The following is a 21,490-nucleotide window of genomic DNA, read 5'->3' as shown; positions in this document are numbered from 1 at the left end:
TTTATTTCTGTTATAGCATTAATTGAAAGTGTGAAAAAGCATCTTTTCAAGACAAAAAGTTCTAATCAATAATTCCATTACTTTATGAAAACCAGCAAGTTAATCGGTTTGTTTCTTGCAATCTTTGTATTGCATTCTTGTTCTAAAAAATCGGCTGCCGATTTTGATTCCGACTTCTCGTTATACAAGGATTATATATCGAGTTTTTCTTCTGGTTTTGTATCGGTCAGTTCCGATATTCGCGTGCAATTGGCATTCAATAAAAGTGATTGGAAACCCAACCAAGAATTAGACGAAGATTTGTTCGATATTTCTCCAAGTGTTTCAGGAAAAGTCGTGGCACTTTCTAATAATACCATTGCTTTTATTCCAAAAGACAAATTGGAACAAAATACTTTGTATCAAATTACACTTCACCTTTCGCAAATCAATGATAAGACTCCTAAAGAATTGGAGGATTTTAAGTTTTCGATTAAAACAATCAAGCAAGATTTTATTGTCAACACTTTAGACTTGCAATCGTATGATCCAGACACCTATTATTTGAATGGAACTATAAAGACAGCAGATAATTTGTCATTTGAAGACGCTCAAAAATTGTTAAAAGCAACTCAAAATGGCGATGATTTAAAGATAATTTTCGACAAAGCTACAAGTACTTCAACTGAATTCAAATTCACAATTGACAAAATAAAACGTTTCGATGACGACAGCGAAATCACCATTGCTTGGGATGGCAATGATGCTGATATTGAACAAGAAGGCGAAGTGAAATATCCAATTCCAGGTAAAAATCAATTCAAAGTTTTAGATATTAAAATTGGTGACGAAAACAACCAATCTTTACTTATCAATTTCTCCGATCCATTAAAAAGAGATCAAGATTTTAAAGGATTAATCGCAATTGAAAATACTAATAATTTGAAATTTGCCACAATGGGCAACGTTTTGAAAGTATTCTTTAGTAATGAAGCCAAAAATTCAGAAGTTGACAAAGGAAATTCAACTGAAACTATAACCGAAAGTGTAGCAGCTGCCGTTGACTCAACATCTGTTGCTGTTGATACTGCTGCGGTTGCTGTAGATTCAGTTGCAGCTTATGTCGCACCAGTAGTTGAAGTTGTTGAAGAAGAATCCAATATTCAATCGTTTGCCGGAACAAAATTAGTCGAAGTTTTTCAAGGAATTGAAAACGAATACGGCTACAAAATGAAGCAAAATTATTCCGAAAAATTACAATTTGAACAAATAAAACCAGCCGTACGATTACTAAAAAGCGGAACGATTTTACCAAGTTCAAACAATTTAAAAATCAATTTTCAAGCTGCCAATCTGAATGCTGTTGATGTAAAAGTGTATAAAATTTACAAAAACAACATCATGCAATTCTTGCAAAATAATGAACTTAACGGAACACGAAATCTAAAACAAGTAGGACAATCGGTCGCCAAAAAAACCATCGAATTAAAACAAAATAATCTTCTCGATTATACAAAATGGAATACCTATGCCTTAGATATTTCCAAAATTGTAACTCCAGAACCAGGTGCGATTTATCGTGTAGAATTTTCATTCAAAAAGAAATATTCGCTTTACAAATGCGGAAATGAAACTTCAAGTAACGAAGAAGAAAACGATGATTCAGAAGAAGAAAATGAAGACGACGTAAATTATAGTGGCAACAATTACGACTATTATTACTACGAAGAAGATTATGATTATAGAGAAAGTCTTGATCCATGCACCGACTATTATTATTACAACAACACAACCATTGGAACCAATATTTTAGCAACTGATTTAGGTGTAATTGCAAAACGAGGAACTGATAAATCTGTAGTTATTGCAGTTAGCGATATCGTTTCTACTGATCCAGTTTCAGGTGCAACGGTTACTTTATACAATTACCAACAACAAAAAATTGCCGATTCAAGTACTGATGGTGATGGAATGGCTTCATTTCAATTAGAAAAAATTGCTTATTTCGCAATTGTTACCAAAGGTGACCAAAGCACTTACGTGAAGTTAGACGACGAATTGTCTTTATCTATAAGTGATTTTGATGTTTCAGGCGAAACTTTGCAAAAAGGTTTGAAAGGATATTTATATGGTGAGCGTGGCGTTTGGCGTCCAGGCGATACATTGTTTTTGTCTTTTATATTAAACGATAATGCCAATAAATTGCCAGAAAATCATCCGATAAAAATTAGAGTAAACGATCCAAGTGGAAAAACGGTTTATCAATCGGTTCAAAAAGGAACAGCTTTAAGTCATTATAAATTTATTGTTCCAACGCAATCAAGTGCGCCAACAGGAAATTGGGAAGCCGTTGTAAGTGTTGGTGGCGCTCGTTTTTACAAAAGTTTGAAAATTGAAACTATCAAACCTAATCGTTTAAAAATCAAAAATAGTTTCAATGATGCCGTGCTTTCTACAAGCAAAAACAACGTCAATAATATTCAAGTTTTATGGCTTCATGGTGCTGTGGCAAAAGATTTAAAAACCGAAGTTCAAGCTAAATTCTCCCAACAAGTTACAACGTTCAAAGGATTTGACAAATACGTTTTTGATGATCCAACAAGAAGTTTTTCAACTGAAGAAATCAATATTTTCTCAGGAAAAGTTGATGGAAATGGTCGTGCATCCATTCCGATAAAACCAACATTGCAAGGTCAAGCACCAGGAATGTTGAAAGCAGCTTTCATAACAAAAGTTTACGAACAAGGTGGAGATGTTTCAACCGATGTGGCTTCAACTACGTATTCTCCATACCAAACTTATATTGGTGTAAAAGCTCCACAACCTAACAAATATGGTTTATTAGAAACAGGAAAAACCAACCGTTTTGATATTGTTGCAGTTTCGGAAAATGGAAAACCAAAGTCAGTTCAAAATTTGGATGTTCGTGTTTACAAGTTAGAATCACGTTGGTGGTGGGATGCTTCAAATGATAATTTGTCGAATTATAGTTCGTCAACCTCAACAATTGCTTACAAAAACTTTAGAGTTTCAACGGATTATTCAGGAAAAGCAAGTGTTTCATTTGTCGTTCCAGAAAACGATTGGGGTAATTATTTAGTTCGTGTTTCCGATCCAAATGATGGTCACGCCACAGGAACAAGAGTTTACATCGATTCGCCATATTGGTCAGCACGTTCTAAAAATGAAGATGGAAAAGCCGCGACAATGTTACGTTTTTCAACTGATAAAGAGAAATATGCTGTTGGTGAAACTGCTAAAATATTTTTCCCATCAAGTGAAGGCGGAAGAGCTTTAATTTCTGTAGAAAACGGAACTAAAGTAGTAAAAACGCTTTGGGCAAAAACCAAAAAAGGTGAAACTTCTGTCGAATTACCAATTACTGGTGAAATGGCACCAAATGTTTACATCAATGTGACTTTATTACAACCACATGCTTCTACTAAAAATGATTCGCCAATAAGAATGTACGGAATTGTTCCAATAGAAGTTGTCGATAAAAATACGGTTTTAGAACCACAAATTTCGATGCCAGATGTACTTCGTCCCGAGCAAACAGTGAATGTAAAAGTATCTGAAAAACAAGGCAAAGCGATGACTTATACAATTGCTGTAGTTGATGAAGGTTTGTTGGATTTAACGCGTTTCAAAACTCCAAATGCTTGGGATAATTTCTATACTCGAGAAGCATTAGGCGTTAGAACTTGGGATATTTATGATGATGTAATTGGTGCGTATGGCGGAAAAGTTAATCAGGTTTTCGCTATTGGTGGTGATGCCGATTTAGGTGGCGGAAAAGCTAAAAAAGCCAATCGTTTCAAACCAGTCGTAATGTATTTCGGACCATTTGAATTAGGAAAAGGTGATTCCAAAACGCATCAAATTAAACTTCCAAAATACATTGGTTCGGTTCGTACTATGGTTGTGGCTGCCAATAAAGAAAATAGCGCTTACGGAATGGCTGAAAAAGCAACTCAAGTAAAAAGTCCGTTGATGGTTTTGGCTTCGTTGCCACGAAAAATTTCTCCTTCAGAAAATGTTACAATTCCGGTAACGCTTTTTGCAACTGAGAAAAATATTAAAAATGTAACACTTCAAATTAAAACTAATAATGCTGTTAGAGTTCTTGGAAAAGCAAGTCAAATTGTAAAATTCACAGAACCAGACGAAAAAATGGCGTATTTCAATTTAAGTGTTGGAAATATAACCGGAATTGGAAAAGTGCAAATCATCGCCACATCAGGAAAAGAGAAATCTACTTATGATGTAGAAATTGATGTGATGAATCCAAATCCTGTAACAACAACTTACACTGATATAATTATCGAACCAAACAGCTCTAAAAAAATCTCTTGGGATTTATTTGGTGTAACCGGAAGCAACAAATCTAAAATGGAAGTTTCATCAGTTCCAACAGTTGATTTTAGCCGAAGATTGGATTATTTGATTCAATATCCTCACGGTTGTGTTGAACAAACTACATCTTCTGTTTTCCCACAATTGTATTTGAATGATGTAATGGATTTAGACGCCACTTACAAACAAAGAATTCAGAAAAATGTAACCGCAGGAATCCAAAAATTAGGAAATTTCCAAGTTGCAAATGGCGGATTTGCTTATTGGCCAGGCAATGCTGAAGCAGACGATTGGGGAACTTCTTACGCAGGACATTTCTTGATTGAGGCTGAGAAAAAAGGATATGTTTTACCAATTTCTTTCAAAAATAAATGGATTTCCTATCAAAAGAAAATGGCAAAACAATGGCGTTTTGAAAAACAATATGGTAACGATTTTGCACAAGCGTATCGTCTTTACACCTTAGCTATTGCAGGTTCAGCTGATTTAGCGTCGATGAATAGACTTCGTGAAACGGTTGGGATTTCTAATGAAAGTAAATTGCGTTTGGCTGCAACTTATGCTATTATCAAACAAAATTCGGCAGGTTTGGCCTTATTGAGCAAATCAATGATTGACGAACAAAACGAAGATGGTTATTACTATTATTATGGTTCAAACGAAAGAAATCGTGCGATGGCTTTAGAAACTTTAGTTTTATTAGGTCAAAAACAAAAAGCTTTTGCAATGGCAACTAAATTGGCAAAAAATCTTTCAAGCAACCAATGGATGAGCACACAAACAACCGCTTATGGATTATACGCAATGTCAAAATTTGCTCAAAGTAATGGTAGCAAAGGCGTTTCTGTTCAATATACTAATGGTGGAAAATCAGTTGTAATTAATACCAATAAAACTATTGCTCAAAGAAATCTTGCTTTAGTATCTGGTAAAAATTCGGTTACTATAAAGAACAATAAAAACAATACGATATTCGTTCGTGTCTTGAATAGCGGAATTCTTCCTGTTGGAAAAGAAAATGTGGTTCAAAACAACTTGACTGCCAATGTAGTTTTCAAAGACCGAAAAGGCAAAGCAATTTCAGTAACCAAAATCGCTCAAGGAACCGAATTCATTGCAGAAGTTACGCTAACCAATCGTAAAAATGAACGAGTTGATAACATTGCGCTTTCGCAAATTCTACCTTCAGGATTCGAAATTGTAAATACACGTTATACTGAATTTGGTGAATCAACTTCCAATGTTGCTGATTATATTGACATCCGTGATGATAGAGCCAATTACTATTTCAGTCTTCGTGGTGGCGAAACAAGAACGTTCAAAATCTTATTAAACGCTTCGTATTTAGGTAAATATTATTTGCCTGGATTGCAATGTGAAGCCATGTATGACAATGAATTCTTGGCTCGAACTAAAGGTCAGTGGGTTGAAGTAGTGAAGTAAATTATTAACCGCAAAGGCGCCAAGAAAGCGCAAGGTTCGCAAAGTTTATTTCAATAGGCTTGAGAATCAAGTGTAAAAAAAATCAACTTTACGGTTAATCAACTAATCTTAGTGAACCTTGCGAAAAAACTTTGTGCCTTTGCGGTAAAACAAAAAATGAAACAAAAAATCCAAGCGTTTCTTCAACGCATTTTAAAATATATAAAAACCAACAAAAAGAAATCTGCAATTGCATTTATTCTTCTTGTCGTTTACTATTTTTCTTTGCCTAGAACACTTTTTGAAGAACCTTATTCCACAGTAATTGAAAGTAACGATGGCGAACTTTTAGCAGCCAAAATTGCACGCGATGGACAATGGCGTTTTCCTGCCAAGGATAGCATTCCAGATAAATTCAAGAAATGTATAACGTATTTTGAGGACGAGCATTTCAATTACCATTGGGGATTTAATCCTGTGGCGATGGTAAAAGCTATTCAACAAAATCGAAGCGCAGGAAAAGTAGTTCGTGGTGGAAGTACCTTGACGCAACAAGTCATTCGTTTATCTCGAAAAAATAAAAAACGTACCTATTTTGAAAAAGTAATCGAAATCATTCTCGCCACCAGATTAGAGTTTCGTAATTCTAAAGAAAAAATTTTAGAATTATACGCAGCACATGCACCTTACGGCGGAAATGTAGTTGGACTCGAAATGGCTTCTTGGCGTTATTTTGGTGTGCAATCGCATCAATTATCTTGGGCAGAAACGGCTACTTTAGCAGTTTTACCTAATGCTCCAAGTTTGATTTATCCGGGTAAAAATCAACAAAAATTACTTAAAAAACGTAATACGCTTTTGTTGAAACTATACAATGAAAAAGTTATTGATAAAATGACTTATCAGTTGTCAATTGAAGAACCTTTGCCTCAAAAACCTTATAACGTTCCGCAAATTGCACCACATTTATTACAACGAGTTGCCAAATCTGATGAAGGAAAACGCATCAAAACTACCGTTGATATTTCGTTACAAAATCGTGTGAATCAAATTGCTGCTTATTACTACAATCAATACAAGCAAAACGAAGTGCACAACTTGGCGATTATGGTAATTGACATTCAAAATCGTAACGTAATTAGTTATGTTGGAAATGCTCCAACAGACAAAGATCACGATAAAGATGTTGATATTATTTCGGCTCCGAGAAGCACAGGAAGTATTTTGAAACCCTTGCTTTATGCATCGATGTTAGATTCGGGAGAACTTCTTCCAAACACTTTGGTTGCTGATATTCCTACACAAATTTCGGGTTATGCACCACAAAATTTTAATTTGACTTTTGACGGCGCAGTTCCAGCACAAAGAGCTTTGTCTCGTTCGTTGAATATTCCAGCGGTTTTGATGTTGCAAGAACACGGCGTGAATAATTTTTATGAATTACTTCAAAAATTCCAATTGAAAAACATCAATAAAAGACCAGATCATTATGGATTATCTTTAATTCTTGGTGGTGCCGAAAGTAACCTTTGGGATTTGTGTCGAACGTATGCTAATCTTTCTTCAACTGTAAATTATTTCAATAAAACAAAAGGAAAATATAGAAATAATGAATTTGCCGAATTGAATTACTTGAACGGATTTGAACAAGATTATGGCGATGAAACCAATCAAAAACCCATACTTGGCGCAGGATCGATTTACCTGACTTACAACGCTATGAAAGAAGTCAACCGACCAGAAGGCGATGAAGCTTGGCGATTCTATGATTCATCTTTAGACATCGCATGGAAAACAGGAACCAGTTTTGGAAATCGTGATGCTTGGGCAATTGGAACCAATTCGAGATACGTCGTTGGCGTTTGGGTTGGCAATGCTTCTGGTGAGGGAAGACCACAATTGACAGGTGTTGATAGTGCGGCTCCAATTCTGTTTGATGTTTTTAATTTATTGCCACGAAAAGCATTCTTCAGTCCGCCATTGAATGATTTAGAATATGCCGATGTTTGTACTAAAAGTGGTCATTTAGCACAAGATGATTGCCCGAAAACCAATCAGTTAATTCCTAAAAATGGTAAAAAAACCAGTATTTGTCCGTATCATAAATTGGTGCATTTGGATGCTTCACAACAATACAGAGTAAACAGCAGTTGTGAAAATGTAGATAATATTGTTGCCAAAAAATGGTTTGTTTTGCCGCCAGTTATGGAATGGTATTACAAAAGTCAGCACATAGATTACATGCCATTGCCACCATTTAGAGCCGATTGTCAACAAACGCAACAAGCGTCGATGGATTTTATTTATCCTAAAACGAATAGTAAAATATACCTCACCAAAAACTTTCAAAGTAAAGTACAACCAGTAATTCTAAAAGTGGCGCATTCCAATAAAGAAGCCAAACTTTTTTGGTATGTTGACAACGTTTACAAAGGCGAAACCCAAACGTTTCACGAAATGCAAATTGAAGCCAACACCGGTTCTCATTACATCACGGTTGTAGATGAATTTGGAAATGAAATTAATAGAAAAGTGGAGTTTGTGAGAGATTAGGAGCGAATGGTTTGCGCTTTCTTGGTTTCCTTATTCCTGCTTTTCGTTACAATAAAAAATGCTTCCATACAAATGGAAGCATTTTTTATTTCCTCTACAATCAGGGCTAGATAGTAATGATCTTTTGTGAAATATAGTATAAAAAGCGACTTCAGTCTAAATAACTACTTACAATAAAATCTATCAAAAACCATATTTAATACTACAAAAATAGCAATTACAATAGACAAAGTAGTAATCTCAACATACAAAGTACTTATAACAGTACATAAAGTATTAATAACAAGACATAAAGTACTTATAACAGTACAAAAAGTATTTATAACAGTACATAAAGTAGTTATAACAAAACAAAAAGTACTCATAACAAGAGTTTTTGGTTTTTATATCTTTATAAAATAACAAGATTATAATAAATTATATAGAAGTCCTTTAAAAGACAAATGCCCTAGCCCAGATTACTTCACTATTTGTTAATTTTCATTTGAGTTCAGTGAACTTTGTTTGCAACGGAAATCCTTGTGAAAAGAAATACCAATTTTTCATGACAAAAATGAGCCACCAAAGAAGCTTATTTTTGGCATAGAAAAATGGTGTTTATTGAGCAAGATTGTAGTGAAAAGCTGGAAATAGCTTCAAAAAATCGGAAAAATTCAGAGTAAATCTAAGATGAGATTGCTTCGTGCCTCGCAATGACAAGACACAAAAAAACCGCCTATCTCACGAAAGGCGGTTTGTTTTTATTTAATTTCTTTTCCTTGTTTGTCATAAAAATGATATTCAAGGTACGTGTAAGCGTCACGAGATTTGATATTAAGAGGAGAAAGTCCAGTGGACTTCAGGTATAAAAAAAACCGTTACTCAATTAAGAATAACGGTTTGTTTTTATTTAATTTCTTTTCCTTGTTTATCATAAAAATGATATTCAAGGTACGTGTAAGCGTCACGAGATTTGATATTAAGAGGAGGAAGTCCAGTGGACTTCAGGTATAAAAAAAACCGCTACTCAATTAAGAATAACGGTTTGTTTTTATTTAATTTCTTTTCCTTGTTTATCATAAAAATGATATTCAAGGTACGTGTAAGCGTCACGAGGTATAATTTTCACCCATTTTTTATGCTCAAAGAACCACTTTGAACGTATTGATGGAAAACCTTTTTTAAGGTATGCTGCCACGAAAGGATGAACGTTAAGTTTTACTTTCTTGTGGTCTTTCATGATTTTTTCAAGAGCAAAGGTAATCTTGTCGATAATTTGGATTGGCGCGTCTATATCGCTTGCCAAATTGTTAGGATTTTCTTCTCTTGTTTCAATATTTACTTCTGGTCTTACGCGTTGTCGTGTTATTTGAACTAGTCCAAACTTACTTGGCGGTAAGATCTTGTGTTTTGCTTTATCGTCACTCATTTCATCTCGTAAGAAATTGAATAGAACTTGGCGATTATCAGGGTTTTGCATGTCGATAAAATCGATAACAATGATTCCACCCATGTCGCGAAGACGTAACTGACGTGCAATTTCTGCGGCGGCAATCATGTTTACTTCAAGAGCTGTATCTTCCTGATTAGTAGCTTTGTTAGAACGGTTTCCGCTGTTTACGTCTATAACGTGTAAAGCTTCTGTATGTTCTATAATCAAATAAGCACCTTTACTCATGGAAACTGTTCGTCCGAATGAGGTTTTTATTTGACGTTCTATATTGTATTTCTCAAAAATGGGAGTGTCTTTATGTTGATAAAGCTTCACCATATTTTGTTTTGAAGGTGCTATCTCGGCTATATAGTCCTTCGTTTCTTGAAACAACTCTTCATCATCTACTTGAATACCGGTGAAAGTATCGTTAAATATGTCTCTAAGCATTGAGGAAACTTTGTTAAGTTCGCCTAATACTTTGGACGGATGATGAGCAGTTGGTAATTTTTTACACATTGCAAGCCATCTATCATTGAGGTTTTGCAAATCTTTTTCTAGTTCGGCTGTTTTTTTGCCTTCTGCTACTGTTCTCACAATAACACCAAATCCTTTTGGTTTGACTGCTTGTACCAATTTTTTCAATCGGTCTTTTTCGGCTTTGTCTTCTATTTTTTGAGAAACAGAAACGCGATCCGAAAAAGGGACAAGAACTAAAAATCTACCGGCAAAAGAAAGCTCAGAGCTTATTCTTGGACCTTTAGTAGAGATTGGTTCCTTAACCACTTGCACTAAAATTGATTGATTGGCGCTCAGAATATCTGAAATGGCACCATCTTTATCAATTTCTTTTTCAAACTGAAAGTTTTTTAGGGAGAAATCTTTTATTTTACCTGCGCTTACAAGTTTAATGAATTTCAAATAAGAAGCTAGTTGTGGACCTAAATCATGATAATGTAAAAAGGCATCTTTCTCGAAGCCAACATTTACAAAGGCAGCGTTAAGTCCGGCAACAGGTTTTCTAATTTTGGCGATAAAAATATCACCTACTAGAAACTTGTTTACTTTTTCTTCTTCTTTGTGTAATTCAATTAGTTTTCCATCTTTTAATAAGGCAAAATCTACAGCATTCTCATCCTTTCGGATGATAAGTTCTTTATTCATGTTGTAAATTTTTATCCATGTTTCAAGGTTTCAGATTTCAGATTTCAGATTTCAGTTTGACAATTGAGTCAAACTTCCAACTTTAAACTTCCAACTTCCAACTTTAACACAGATGGATTAAACATTTTTTACAGGTTTAGTAACCCGAAGAAATTAGATTTTAGTTTTTAGGCCGCAGAAAATAGTTTAATACTGCTATCTGAATTCTGAAAACTGCTATCTACTTTCAATTTCAATGAACGTTTAAAAAGAAAAAAGTAGTTTAAAACTACTTTTTCTTTTTGTGACGGTTAGCTCTCGCTCTTTTCTTACGTTTGTGAGTGGCTACCTTATGTCTTTTTCTTTTTTTACCGCTTGGCATAGGTTGATTATTTTGTGATTAATAAATTATTTTTTAAACTGCTACTTCAGTTTTAGTTTTTACTCCTTCAACAAATACTTTTGCAGGTTTAAATGCTGGAATATTGTGAGCTGGAATTTTAATTGTTGTATTTTTCGAAATGTTTCTACCTGTTTTTTCAGCTCTTGTCTTGATGATAAAACTACCAAAACCTCTTAAGTAAACATTATCTCCATTTTCTAATGAAGTTTTTACTTCTTCCATTAATGCTTCAACTGTTGATTGAACATCTCCTTTTTCAAGACCTAATTTTTCTGAAATTTTTGCTACGATATCTGCTTTCGTCATTTTCTTTCGTATTTATTAATTATGTGTATTTTTTTGAGAGTGCAAATATAGGAATTAAAAAAACAATATTTCAAGGATAATTGATTAAAATTTAATCACATAAAGATTTACTTTTGCTAACCTAAAATTATTTATGGATTTTTCTAACTCATTATTGCATTGGTATTTACAAAATAAACGCGATTTGCCTTGGCGAAATACGACCAACCCATATCCAATTTGGCTATCAGAAATCATGCTTCAACAAACGCGTGTTGCTCAAGGAATGCCTTATTTTCATGCTTTTATGGAAGCTTTTCCTACTGTTTTTGATTTGGCGAAAGCCGATGAAGAACAAGTTTTAAAATTATGGCAAGGATTAGGTTATTATTCTCGTGCAAGAAACATGCACAAAACGGCTCAAATTATTGCATTTGAACTCGGCGGAAATTTTCCAAATAACTATTCCGATTTATTGAAATTAAAAGGTGTTGGCGAATATACCGCAGCCGCAATTGCTTCATTCGCTTTTAACGAAGTTGTTCCAGTAGTTGATGGAAATGTTTTTAGAGTTTTGTCGAGATATTTTAATGTTGAAACCGATATTGCATCGGCTACAGCCAAAAAAGAATTTTCTACTTTGGCGAAAGAATTGATTCCAAAAAACAATCCTGCACTATTTAATCAAGCGATAATGGAGTTTGGAGCATTGCAATGTGTTCCTAAAAATCCGAATTGCGAAATTTGTATTTTCAACTCGAGTTGCGCCGCTTTACAAAAGAAAAAAGTGAACGAACTTCCTGTTAAATTGAAGAAAACCAAAGTCACTAATCGGTTTTTTAACTATTTAATCTTTTTAGACAATTATAACAATACCATTATTAAAAAGCGAATTGAAAAAGGCATTTGGCATAATTTATATGAATTTCCAGTTATTGAAAGTGACGAAGAACTAGATTTTGACCTAATCGTTAGTAAAATTGAAGAAAAATACTCAAATTTGAGTATCGAATCGGTGTCAAAATATAATGAAGTACAAATTATCCATAAATTATCACATCAGAAATTACATATAAATTTTTACAAAGTCGATGTAATACTTGAAATTACAGGCGAAACACAATTAGACGCATTAAAAAATTATCCTTTTCCAGTAGTAATTTACAATTTTATTGAAAAGTATTCTATTTAATTCGTAATTTTGAATTTCACAAATTGCTAAATCATGAACGGAACATTGAATAAAGTTATGCTAATTGGTCATCTAGGTGATGATATTAAAATGCACTATTTTGAAGGCGGAAATTGTATTGGTAGATTTCCACTAGCTACAAATGAAATTTACATCAACAAAAGTACCAATGAGAAAATCACTTCTACAGAGTGGCATAATCTTGTTGTGCGAAATAAAGCTGCCGAAATTTGTGAAAAATACTTAACAAAAGGCGATAAAATTTATGTTGAAGGTAGAATAAAATCACGTCAATGGCAAGCCGAAGACGGAACTACAAAATACACAACAGAAATTCAAGTTACTGAATTTACTTTTCTAAATGTTAAAAAAGATACTGAAGGAAACAAACAAATTTCTGGTTCTGATTCAAAAAACCCTAACTTTGACGGATCAAATTCGGGAATCGAAAATGATTATGTTTAACAAATAAAATAAAATTTGGACCCAGAGCCCAGTTTTCAATTATTAGCTACAATTGACACCAACTTGCTTTTTGGCATTATTGGAATTATAGTTTTGCTCTTTTTTTCGGCCATGATATCTGGCTCAGAAGTCGCACTTTTCTCCTTAAGTCAATCCGATTTAGATGAATTAAACTCGAAAAATTCCTCAAAAGCAAACATAATAAATGAATTACTAGCAAAACCTAAAAAATTATTGGCTACCATATTAGTGGCCAATAATTTCATAAATATTGGCGTTGTTATCCTTTTTTCCTATTCTTTAAATAGTGTTTTCTCTGTAATTCAATCTACACTTATAAAATTTATTGTCGAAGTAATTCTCGTTACTTTTTTACTTTTACTTTTTGGAGAAGTTTTACCTAAAGTATATGCCAGTAGAAACAATATAAAATTTGCGCTTTTAATAACCTATCCATTATCTGTTTTAGATAAATTGCTTTCGCCGATAAGTTTGCCAATGCGTGCTTGCACCAATTATATTCAGGAGAAATTAGGCAAACAAAAAACCAACTTTTCTGTAGATCAACTATCGCAAGCGTTAGAATTAACTTCCTCTGAAGATACCACTCAAGAAGAACAAAAACTATTAGAAGGCATTGTATCATTTGGAAGCACCGATACGAAGCAAGTTATGAGTCCGAGGATAGATTTATTTGCTTTAGACATCGAAGAAACTTTTGCAGAAATTTATCCTAAGATTGTTGCTAAAGAATATTCACGAATTCCAGTTTACAGAGACAATATAGATCATATAGAAGGCGTTTTGTTTATTAAAGATTTGATTCCGCATATAAACAAAAAAGAATTTGATTGGAAAACATTGCTTCGCGAACCGTTTTTTGTTCCAGAAAATAAAAAGTTGGACGATTTGTTGAAAGATTTTCAAAGCATGAAAAGTCACTTAGCCATTGTAGTTGACGAATATGGCGGAACATCTGGAATTGTATCGCTTGAAGATGTAATTGAAGAAATTGTTGGTGATATTAGTGATGAATTTGACGATGAAAACATTAATTATTCTCAAATCGATGATAAAAATTTCCTTTTTGAAGGTAAAATTAATTTGAAAGATTTTTATCGAATTATTGATGTTGACGAAAATTTATTTGAAATAAGAAAAGGAGAAGCCGAAACATTGGCCGGATTTATTTTAGAAATATTAGGTAATTTTCCTAAAAAAGGGCAAAAAATTAATTTTGAAAATTGTCTTTTTACCATTGAAGTAGTTGATAAAAAAAGAGTTAAACAAATAAAAGTAACCATTGATGCTTAAAAATTTTAAATATATAATTGGAATAACATTAGTTTTAAGCCTATTGCTTTTTACAAGTTGCAAAGACGAAGTTTTACCAAAACCAACGAGCCAATTGCGATTGGATTATAAAATTGCCAAATATGCCGCATTCGAAAATCATTGTCCGTTTACGTTCAATATCAATTCGGATGCTGTAATTACTGAGAAAACCGATTGTGGTTTTACGATAACTTATCCTAAAATGAAGGCTACCATTTATTTAACTTATAAAACAGTAAATGGAGATATTGAGAAATTACTAAAAGATGCGCAAAAACTAACTTACGAACACGTTATTAAAGCCGATGATATTCTCGAACAACCCTTTATAAACACCGACCAAAAAGTGTACGGAATGTTCTATCAAGTAGGTGGAAATGCTGCTACCAACAACCAATTTTATGCAACTGATAGCATCAAACACTTTGTAACGGGATCGGTTTATTTCTACGCAAAACCTAATTTTGACTCCATAATGCCTGCCGCAGATTACATTAAAAACGACATGCAAACCTTGATGGAATCGCTAAAGTGGAAGTAATTCATAACTACTATTGTCTTATTTTCAATTGTTTATAAATCGTCAAACTTTGTTTAATTATTTGTTAAAAAAGTTAAACAAGACTAAGTTTGAAGTATCTTTATAAAAATTTAAAAAACAATAGTTATGAATTTAGTAAAAAAAATTAGTGCACTTTCGATGATTGCTTTAATAGCAGTTTCATGTGGTGATGGTAAGAAAAAAGAATCTGAAGAAGTAATTGCCGACTCAACAGCAGTCACTGTAGATTCTACTGAAACAGTTGCTTCAACTACAATTGTAGATGTTGCCGTAGGAAATCCAAATTTTACAACATTGGTAGCAGCAGTGAAAGCCGCTGGACTTGCAGAAACTTTAAGTGGTGAAGGTCCGTTTACAGTATTTGCGCCGACCAATGCAGCATTCGAAAAATTACCAGCTGGAACAGTTGACGGATTATTAAAACCAGAAAATTTAGAAAAATTAAAAGGTTTACTTACGTATCATGTCGTTGCAGGAAAATTTGATGCTGCTGCAGTTACAGACGCAATCACAAAAGGAAACGGAAAATATACAGTTACTACTGTTCAAGGCGGAAAAATTGATTTAAGCTTGAAAGACGGAAACGTAGTTTTAACAGACGCTAACGGATCAACTTCTACAGTTGCTATTGCAGATGTCGCGGCTTCAAACGGTGTAATTCACGCAATTGACACGGTTGTAATGCCTAAATAATTATTAATTCAAAATGAAAAAACCGCTACAATTATCTTGTAGCGGTTTTTTTTTATGAATTAACCTTTTTAAAAAAAATGATTAAGCTTTATTTCCAAGTTTCACCTCGGTAACTTTATACGTTTTTCCGTCTGCACAAGATTCTGTGGCTTTTACTAAATCTTCTGATTTTAATTTGTCTAAATCAAAATTCACGGTTGCCATTTTTGTTTCAAAATCTACTTTTGCACTTTGAACGCCATCCATATCGGCTAATTTTTCTTCAATTGTTTTAGCACAACCCATGGCACAAGTCATTCCTTCAATTTTAAACGAAGCTGTTTCTGGTTTTACTGCTGCAACAATTTCTTTCTTTCCTTTTACTTCTTCAGTTTTAGTTGAAGCATCTTTGCATCCAATGAATAATATTGATGATAAAGCTAAAACGGCAATTGATTTTAAAAATTTCATAAATTATATATTTTAAAAATTTGAGTTCGAAAATTTACAAATAATTCTGCAAGGACAAAATTACAATAAATATACTATGTCAATTCATAAAATTATGTCAAATTTGTACTAAATAAAACTTATGCAAACAGCAACATTAAAATGGTTTCTACTCACCATTTTGGCATTAATTTGGGGAAGTTCTTTTATCTTAATAAAGAAAGGATTGGTTGGTTTATCACCAATGCAACTGGGTTCGTTAAGAATTATATTTTCCGCTTTATTTTTACTGATCATCGGATTTAAAAGCTTAACTCAAATTAAGCAATACCAATGGAAATACATTGCTTTAACCTCACTTTTTGGCACGTTTATACCAGCATTTTTATTTGCGGTAGCGCAAACACAAATAAGCAGTTCGGTGAGTTCTATTCTAAACTCACTTACACCATTAAATACCTTAATTATTGGCGGATTTGCCTTTGGTTTAACTTTCAAGCGTTCGCAAATTATTGGCGTAATCATTGGGTTAATTGGAACTTTATTGTTAATAATCAATGGAGCATTAAATCATCCAAATCAGAATTATTGGTACACTATTTTGGTTTTAATTGCGTCTATTTGTTATGCTACAAATGTGAATTTGCTCAAAAAATATTTATCCGATGTAAAGCCGTTGAGTATTTCTACAGGGAATTTCGTTGTGATGCTAATTCCAGCTTTGATTGTGTTACTTTCAACCGATTTTATGAATGTTGTAGCAAATGCCGAAGTTCAAAATTCGATGATTTACATTGTAATTCTGGGCGTTGTTGGAACCGGAATTGCGAATATTATTTTCTTTAAATTAATTCAAATGTCCTCACCAGTTTTTGCAACATCGGTTACTTATTTAATCCCGGTTGTGGCTTTCTTTTGGGGATTATTAGATAATGAAATGTTAACTCCTATTCAGTTCATTGGAGCTTTTATTATTTTAATTGGCGTTTATCTTTCGAGTAAGAAATAATGTATAGTTTTTAAAATTCTTTAAAAAAAGTAAGAATTAATCTATGTTGCTGTAGAATGATTTCTACAAATGTAATTCCGAATAATAATTTATTTATCATTGCAACATATTATCCTTTAATTTATTATGTATGAGAAAAATATTTTTAATGCTAACAAGCTTAATAGCTGTTTTGGGCTGTTCATCAAATGATGAAAGCTCAAATATTGTTGATACACCAGAAAACTTAATTGGTTCCTGGAAAATAATGGGTTATTATACAACTTTTGATATAGACGCACAACCACCAACTGATAATTTTCATCTTATTGATAATATTAATGAAATAACTTTTAACACTAATAACACTTTTAGTCAAATTGTAGGAAGTGTAAATCATCATGGAACTTACAATGTATCTTATGATAATGTATTAACATTAAATTATACCCGAAACTTTCCAACTGAGCCAAATTATAGCGAATTTGTAGAAATTTCTTTATTAAACGAAACTACACTTGAAACCAAAGTGAATTCAAATGAATTTTGTGGAACAGATGCTGTAGTAGGTTATAAATATAATAAAATAAACTAATATGTAAATTAAACCAAAAAGACCGTTTCACATAACATGAAACGGTCTTTTTTTATTTAGTTTTTCTTTCTAATTATTGAAAGTCAGCATCAGTAACACCTTCGTTGATTTTTACTTCACTCATTTTAATGTCTAGTTCAAAACCTTGGTTTACAATTAAATTATATGGAACTTTCACACCTTTAACTTCTTTGTAATCATTAAACATTGTTGTAATAGTCATTTTATTTTCGCCTCGTTCTACAATTTTAGCATCGGCAACTTTTAAACCAGTTTTTACATCATAATATAATGTAGTTTTTCCGTTTTTGATAACATAAGCTTCAACACCATTCATTTCTTCAATTCCATCAATAGTTACATCCGCTTTTTTAGCAAGTAGTAATTCTTCAAAAGTAGTTGCAGTAGCTTTTTTCTCAGTGTACTCATCAGCAGACATTTCTTTTCTTTGACCTTGAGATGTTGTATAACCTGCTTTATCACCAATTACTTGTTTAGATAATTCGCCCATTCCTTCCATTTCCATTACAGAAGAAGTTCTTCCTTTTGCATCTCTTTTAGATGTTAATTTTAATGGAGCTGGCGCTTGCGGAATTGAACCCGAACCAATAACAACTATAGTTTTTACAGTAGCAACGGCTTTATCTCCGCCAATAGCTTTGATGTAACTATCCATAACTGTTTTTACAGAAACTCCAGCTGGAGTAGGCTTTTTCATTTTAGGTTTCTCTGTAGGATTTCCGAATTTATCGAAATAAAACATCGGAATTTTCAATTTTTCCAAAGCAGGAATAACTTCGCTTCCTTTACCAGTAACAATAATTCTTAAATTATTTTCAAGAACATATTTATTCATTACTCTCATTACGTCATCAGCAGTAACTGCTTGGATGTTTTTGATATAATTTTCGTAGAAATCTGATGGTAAACCTTCTGTTTCAATATTCAATGCATAACGAGCAACAGTTTGAGGTTTTTCAACTTGCATAACAAATCGTCCAATATAACCAGCTTTTACGTTATTTAAAGTTTCATCAGATACTTTTTCGGTTCTAATTCTTTTAATTTCTTTCATAAACTCAACAACAGCACTGTCGGTAACTGAATTTCTTACTTGAGAATTGGCTTTAAATTTACTTGCCATAAATCTATTTGACCCTACACTTGAACGTGCACCATATGTCCAACCATGAGCTTCACGTAAATTCATGTTTAGGTAACTATTAAAATCACCACCAAGAACTTGATTTGCTACAATTACTGGAAAGAAATCTGGATCTGATAATTTCAGTTTTACTGTATTCACCAAAGATATTTCAGATTGAACTGCATTTGGCATGTCCACGAAATTGATTTGTGTGTATTGAACATTACTTGGGTCAGAATAAGTTTGTTGTGGCGCTTTTCCTTTTACCCAAGTTCCAAATAATTTTTCTACTAATTTTTTAGTGTCTTTGTATTTTACATCACCAATAATAACTAAATATGCTTTCTCAGGAAGAAAATACGTTGTGTAGTTATTTTTTACATCGGCAAGTGTTACATTATTGATAGTTTCTTCTGCTAAATATTCTCCAGCTGGATGACTTTTACCATAAACAAGAACGTTTTCTACACGTCCAGCAACAGCAGGAACGCTTTTTTCTTGTGTTTTTAAACCTTCAATTAATTTTTCTTTTTCTTTATCAAATTCTGCTTGAGTAAAGTTTGGATTTAAAGCTCCATCAGCCATTAACTCCAAAATTCTTTTCGAATATTTAGATAATCCGCTAGCAAAAGCTCCATTTGAACTGAAATTAATATCAGCACCTAAAAAGTCAACTTCTTCATTAAATGCATCTTTTGCAATTTTTTGAGATCCGTTTCCAATTAAGCTACTTGTTAAATCGTCAACACCTTTTTTGTTTCCTTCTGCGTATGGTGCGTTATCGATAGATAAACTGAAAGAAACTCTTGGCAATTTGTGATCTTCTACAACTAATACTTTTAGTCCGTTTGGTAATACAAATGAAACTGGTTTTTTAATATTGATAACCGGCGCTGGTCCTGGTTTTGGTTGTGGTCTGTCTTGTGCTTGCATAGTGATAGTTAAAAACAAGCTTGATAATATAATTAGTGATTTTCTCATGATGTCTTATTGTTTATTTTCAGCTTTATCTTTTGCAGGAACGTAATCTAAAATCAATCGTTGATTTGGATTTAAATATTTCTTAGCAATATCTCTAATTTCTTCACGAGTGATTGAACGGTACATTTCAATTTCCGTGTTAATTAAATTTACATCACCATATAATAGATAGAACGAAGCTAAATTTTCTGCAACACCTTCTACAGATGAATTGCTGTTAACGTAAGTATTATCGTATTTGTTTTTTAATTTTTGCAAATCATTTTCAGATATTAACTCGGTTTGAAGTTTAACAATTTCTTCATCCATTTCTCTTAAAACGTCTTTTGCAGTGTTTTCTCCTTGAGGCATTCCGTAAAGAATGTACATTCCGTAATCTTCTTGATTGAAACTAAAAGCACCAATTTGTAATGCCATTTTCTTATCATCAACAATTTTCTTGTACAATCTTGAACTTTTTCCGTCAGATAAAATAGTAGAAATCATATCTAAAACTCTAGCATCACGAGTTTTCATTGATGGTGTTCTGTAAGAAGCAACAATCATTGGTTTTTGAATGTTTGGATCTTCGTAAGTCGCATTAATTTGCGTTGTAATTGGATCTTCAACAAATTTCTCTCTTTTAATTTCTTGACCTCTTGGAATTGGCCCGAAGTATTTTTGAACCCATTCTTTAGTTTTCGCAATATCCATTTGACCTGCAATTACTAAAACTGCGTTATTTGGAGCGTAGAATTTTTTATTGAAAGCTTGAAATTCTTCTAATGTTGCAGCATCAAGATGTTCCATAGAACCAATTGTTGCCCAACGATATGGATGCTTTACAAACATGTTTTTCTTAACTTGACCAATTAAGTTACCATAAGGCGAATTGTCAACTCTTAAACGTTTTTCTTCTTTTACCACTTCGTTTTGAGTATCAACACCAATTTGGTTAATAACTGGATGCATCAATCTTTCTGATTCCATCCATAAACCTAATTCTAAATTGTTAGATGGGAAAACTTCAAAATAGTATGTTCTATCGTCAGAAGTGTTGGCGTTGTTAGTTCCACCATTTCCTGTAACAATTTTAAACCATTCTCCTCTTTTAATATTTTGAGTTCCTTCAAACAATAAATGTTCAAAAAAGTGAGCAAAACCTGTTCTTTCAGGATTTTCGTCTTTGGCCCCAACGTGATACATTACGGATGTAATAACTACTGGCGCAGATGGATCATTATGCAAGATAACATGCATTCCATTAGCTAAATCATATTCCTCAAAAGCGACCTTCTGGGCATGAGCTGTTCCTCCAAGCATAAGCAATAAACTTAAAGCGATTAAAGATTTTTTCATAAAAAACTATAAATTTTTAGTTGATAGAGTTATAAGTATGGAATTTCCATAATTGTTACACAAAAATAGATTTTTTTATCGGTTTTAGGAAAAGTAATTAACACTATATCACAATCAAGTATAACCCATTGATTTTTAATGAAAAACTTTTTCAAAAATGCGTTGCAAGAGAAATATTAATTTGTATATTTGCAACCTTAAAAAAATTAACTA

At 32.9% G+C, this 21,490-nt stretch carries 14 protein-coding genes; 9 read left to right on the top strand and 5 right to left on the bottom strand.

The annotated features are described in order from the left end of the window. Positions 1-84: 84 nt before the first annotated feature. Positions 85-5,778, top strand: a complete 5,694-nt coding sequence (locus LG45_RS12960) for an alpha-2-macroglobulin family protein (protein WP_035127855.1) — start codon at positions 85-87, stop codon at positions 5,776-5,778. Positions 5,779-5,934: 156 nt separating this feature from the next. Continuing rightward, a complete protein-coding gene (pbpC, locus tag LG45_RS12955; protein WP_035127853.1) occupies positions 5,935-8,310 on the top strand; it encodes a penicillin-binding protein 1C in 2,376 nt (791 codons plus the stop codon). A 1,030-nt stretch (positions 8,311-9,340) separates the two neighbouring features. Here the strand turns inward: pbpC and LG45_RS12950 are convergent. Together LG45_RS12950 and LG45_RS12945 are read right to left on the bottom strand one after the other, a co-directional pair. Further along, a complete protein-coding gene (locus tag LG45_RS12950; RefSeq protein WP_035127851.1) occupies positions 9,341-10,885 on the bottom strand; it encodes an Rne/Rng family ribonuclease in 1,545 nt (514 codons plus the stop codon). Positions 10,886-11,279: 394 nt separating this feature from the next. Then, positions 11,280-11,573 (bottom strand): HU family DNA-binding protein, encoded by a 294-nt coding sequence (locus LG45_RS12945; RefSeq protein ID WP_035127849.1) that lies wholly within the window; start codon positions 11,571-11,573, stop codon positions 11,280-11,282. A 133-nt stretch (positions 11,574-11,706) separates the two neighbouring features. On the opposite strand from LG45_RS12945, the gene mutY reads away from it, so the two are divergent. The 5 genes from mutY to LG45_RS12920 all read left to right on the top strand — a co-directional run bounded on the left by mutY (position 11,707) and on the right by LG45_RS12920 (position 15,799). Continuing rightward, the gene (gene mutY / locus LG45_RS12940; RefSeq protein ID WP_035127847.1) at positions 11,707-12,744 is read left to right on the top strand and encodes an A/G-specific adenine glycosylase; all 1,038 of its coding nucleotides are present in this window, start codon (positions 11,707-11,709) and stop codon (positions 12,742-12,744) included. Positions 12,745-12,777: 33 nt separating this feature from the next. Then, positions 12,778-13,209: a single-stranded DNA-binding protein gene (locus LG45_RS12935; protein ID WP_035127845.1), complete on the top strand. Its 432-nt coding sequence runs from the start codon at positions 12,778-12,780 to the stop codon at positions 13,207-13,209. Positions 13,210-13,224: 15 nt separating this feature from the next. Continuing rightward, complete coding sequence (locus tag LG45_RS12930) at positions 13,225-14,523, top strand: gliding motility-associated protein GldE (protein ID WP_035127843.1); 1,299 nt, start codon at positions 13,225-13,227, stop codon at positions 14,521-14,523. Next, on the top strand, positions 14,516-15,085 hold the full coding sequence (gldD, locus tag LG45_RS12925) for a gliding motility lipoprotein GldD (RefSeq protein WP_035127841.1): 570 nt from the start codon (positions 14,516-14,518) through the stop codon (positions 15,083-15,085). Before LG45_RS12930 ends, gldD begins: the two co-directional genes overlap by 8 nt. Before the next feature lie 126 nt (positions 15,086-15,211). After that, positions 15,212-15,799 (top strand): fasciclin domain-containing protein, encoded by a 588-nt coding sequence (locus LG45_RS12920; RefSeq protein WP_081932082.1) that lies wholly within the window; start codon positions 15,212-15,214, stop codon positions 15,797-15,799. 81 nt (positions 15,800-15,880) lie between these two features. On the opposite strand, the gene LG45_RS12915 is transcribed toward LG45_RS12920, so the two are convergent. Beyond that, positions 15,881-16,249: a heavy-metal-associated domain-containing protein gene (locus LG45_RS12915; protein WP_035127839.1), complete on the bottom strand. Its 369-nt coding sequence runs from the start codon at positions 16,247-16,249 to the stop codon at positions 15,881-15,883. 121 nt (positions 16,250-16,370) lie between these two features. On the opposite strand from LG45_RS12915, the gene LG45_RS12910 reads away from it, so the two are divergent. Together LG45_RS12910 and LG45_RS12905 are read left to right on the top strand one after the other, a co-directional pair. After that, positions 16,371-17,237: a DMT family transporter gene (locus LG45_RS12910; RefSeq protein ID WP_035127838.1), complete on the top strand. Its 867-nt coding sequence runs from the start codon at positions 16,371-16,373 to the stop codon at positions 17,235-17,237. 130 nt (positions 17,238-17,367) lie between these two features. Then, the gene (locus LG45_RS12905) at positions 17,368-17,811 is read left to right on the top strand and encodes a hypothetical protein (RefSeq protein WP_035127836.1); all 444 of its coding nucleotides are present in this window, start codon (positions 17,368-17,370) and stop codon (positions 17,809-17,811) included. 73 nt (positions 17,812-17,884) lie between these two features. Here LG45_RS12905 and LG45_RS12900 read toward each other — a convergent pair whose 3' ends face one another. Together LG45_RS12900 and LG45_RS12895 are read right to left on the bottom strand one after the other, a co-directional pair. After that, on the bottom strand, positions 17,885-19,939 hold the full coding sequence (locus LG45_RS12900) for a M16 family metallopeptidase (RefSeq protein ID WP_035127835.1): 2,055 nt from the start codon (positions 19,937-19,939) through the stop codon (positions 17,885-17,887). 6 nt (positions 19,940-19,945) lie between these two features. Then, positions 19,946-21,277, bottom strand: coding sequence for a M16 family metallopeptidase (locus LG45_RS12895; RefSeq protein WP_035127833.1), 1,332 nt, complete (start codon positions 21,275-21,277; stop codon positions 19,946-19,948). Positions 21,278-21,490: the final 213 nt, after the last annotated feature.

The sequence above is a fragment of the Flavobacterium aquatile LMG 4008 = ATCC 11947 genome (genome assembly GCF_000757385.1).
Lineage (GTDB): Bacteria > Bacteroidota > Bacteroidia > Flavobacteriales > Flavobacteriaceae > Flavobacterium > Flavobacterium aquatile.
The sequence above is the reverse complement of the archived record's forward strand: the minus strand, read 5'-3'. Positions and strand labels throughout refer to the sequence as shown.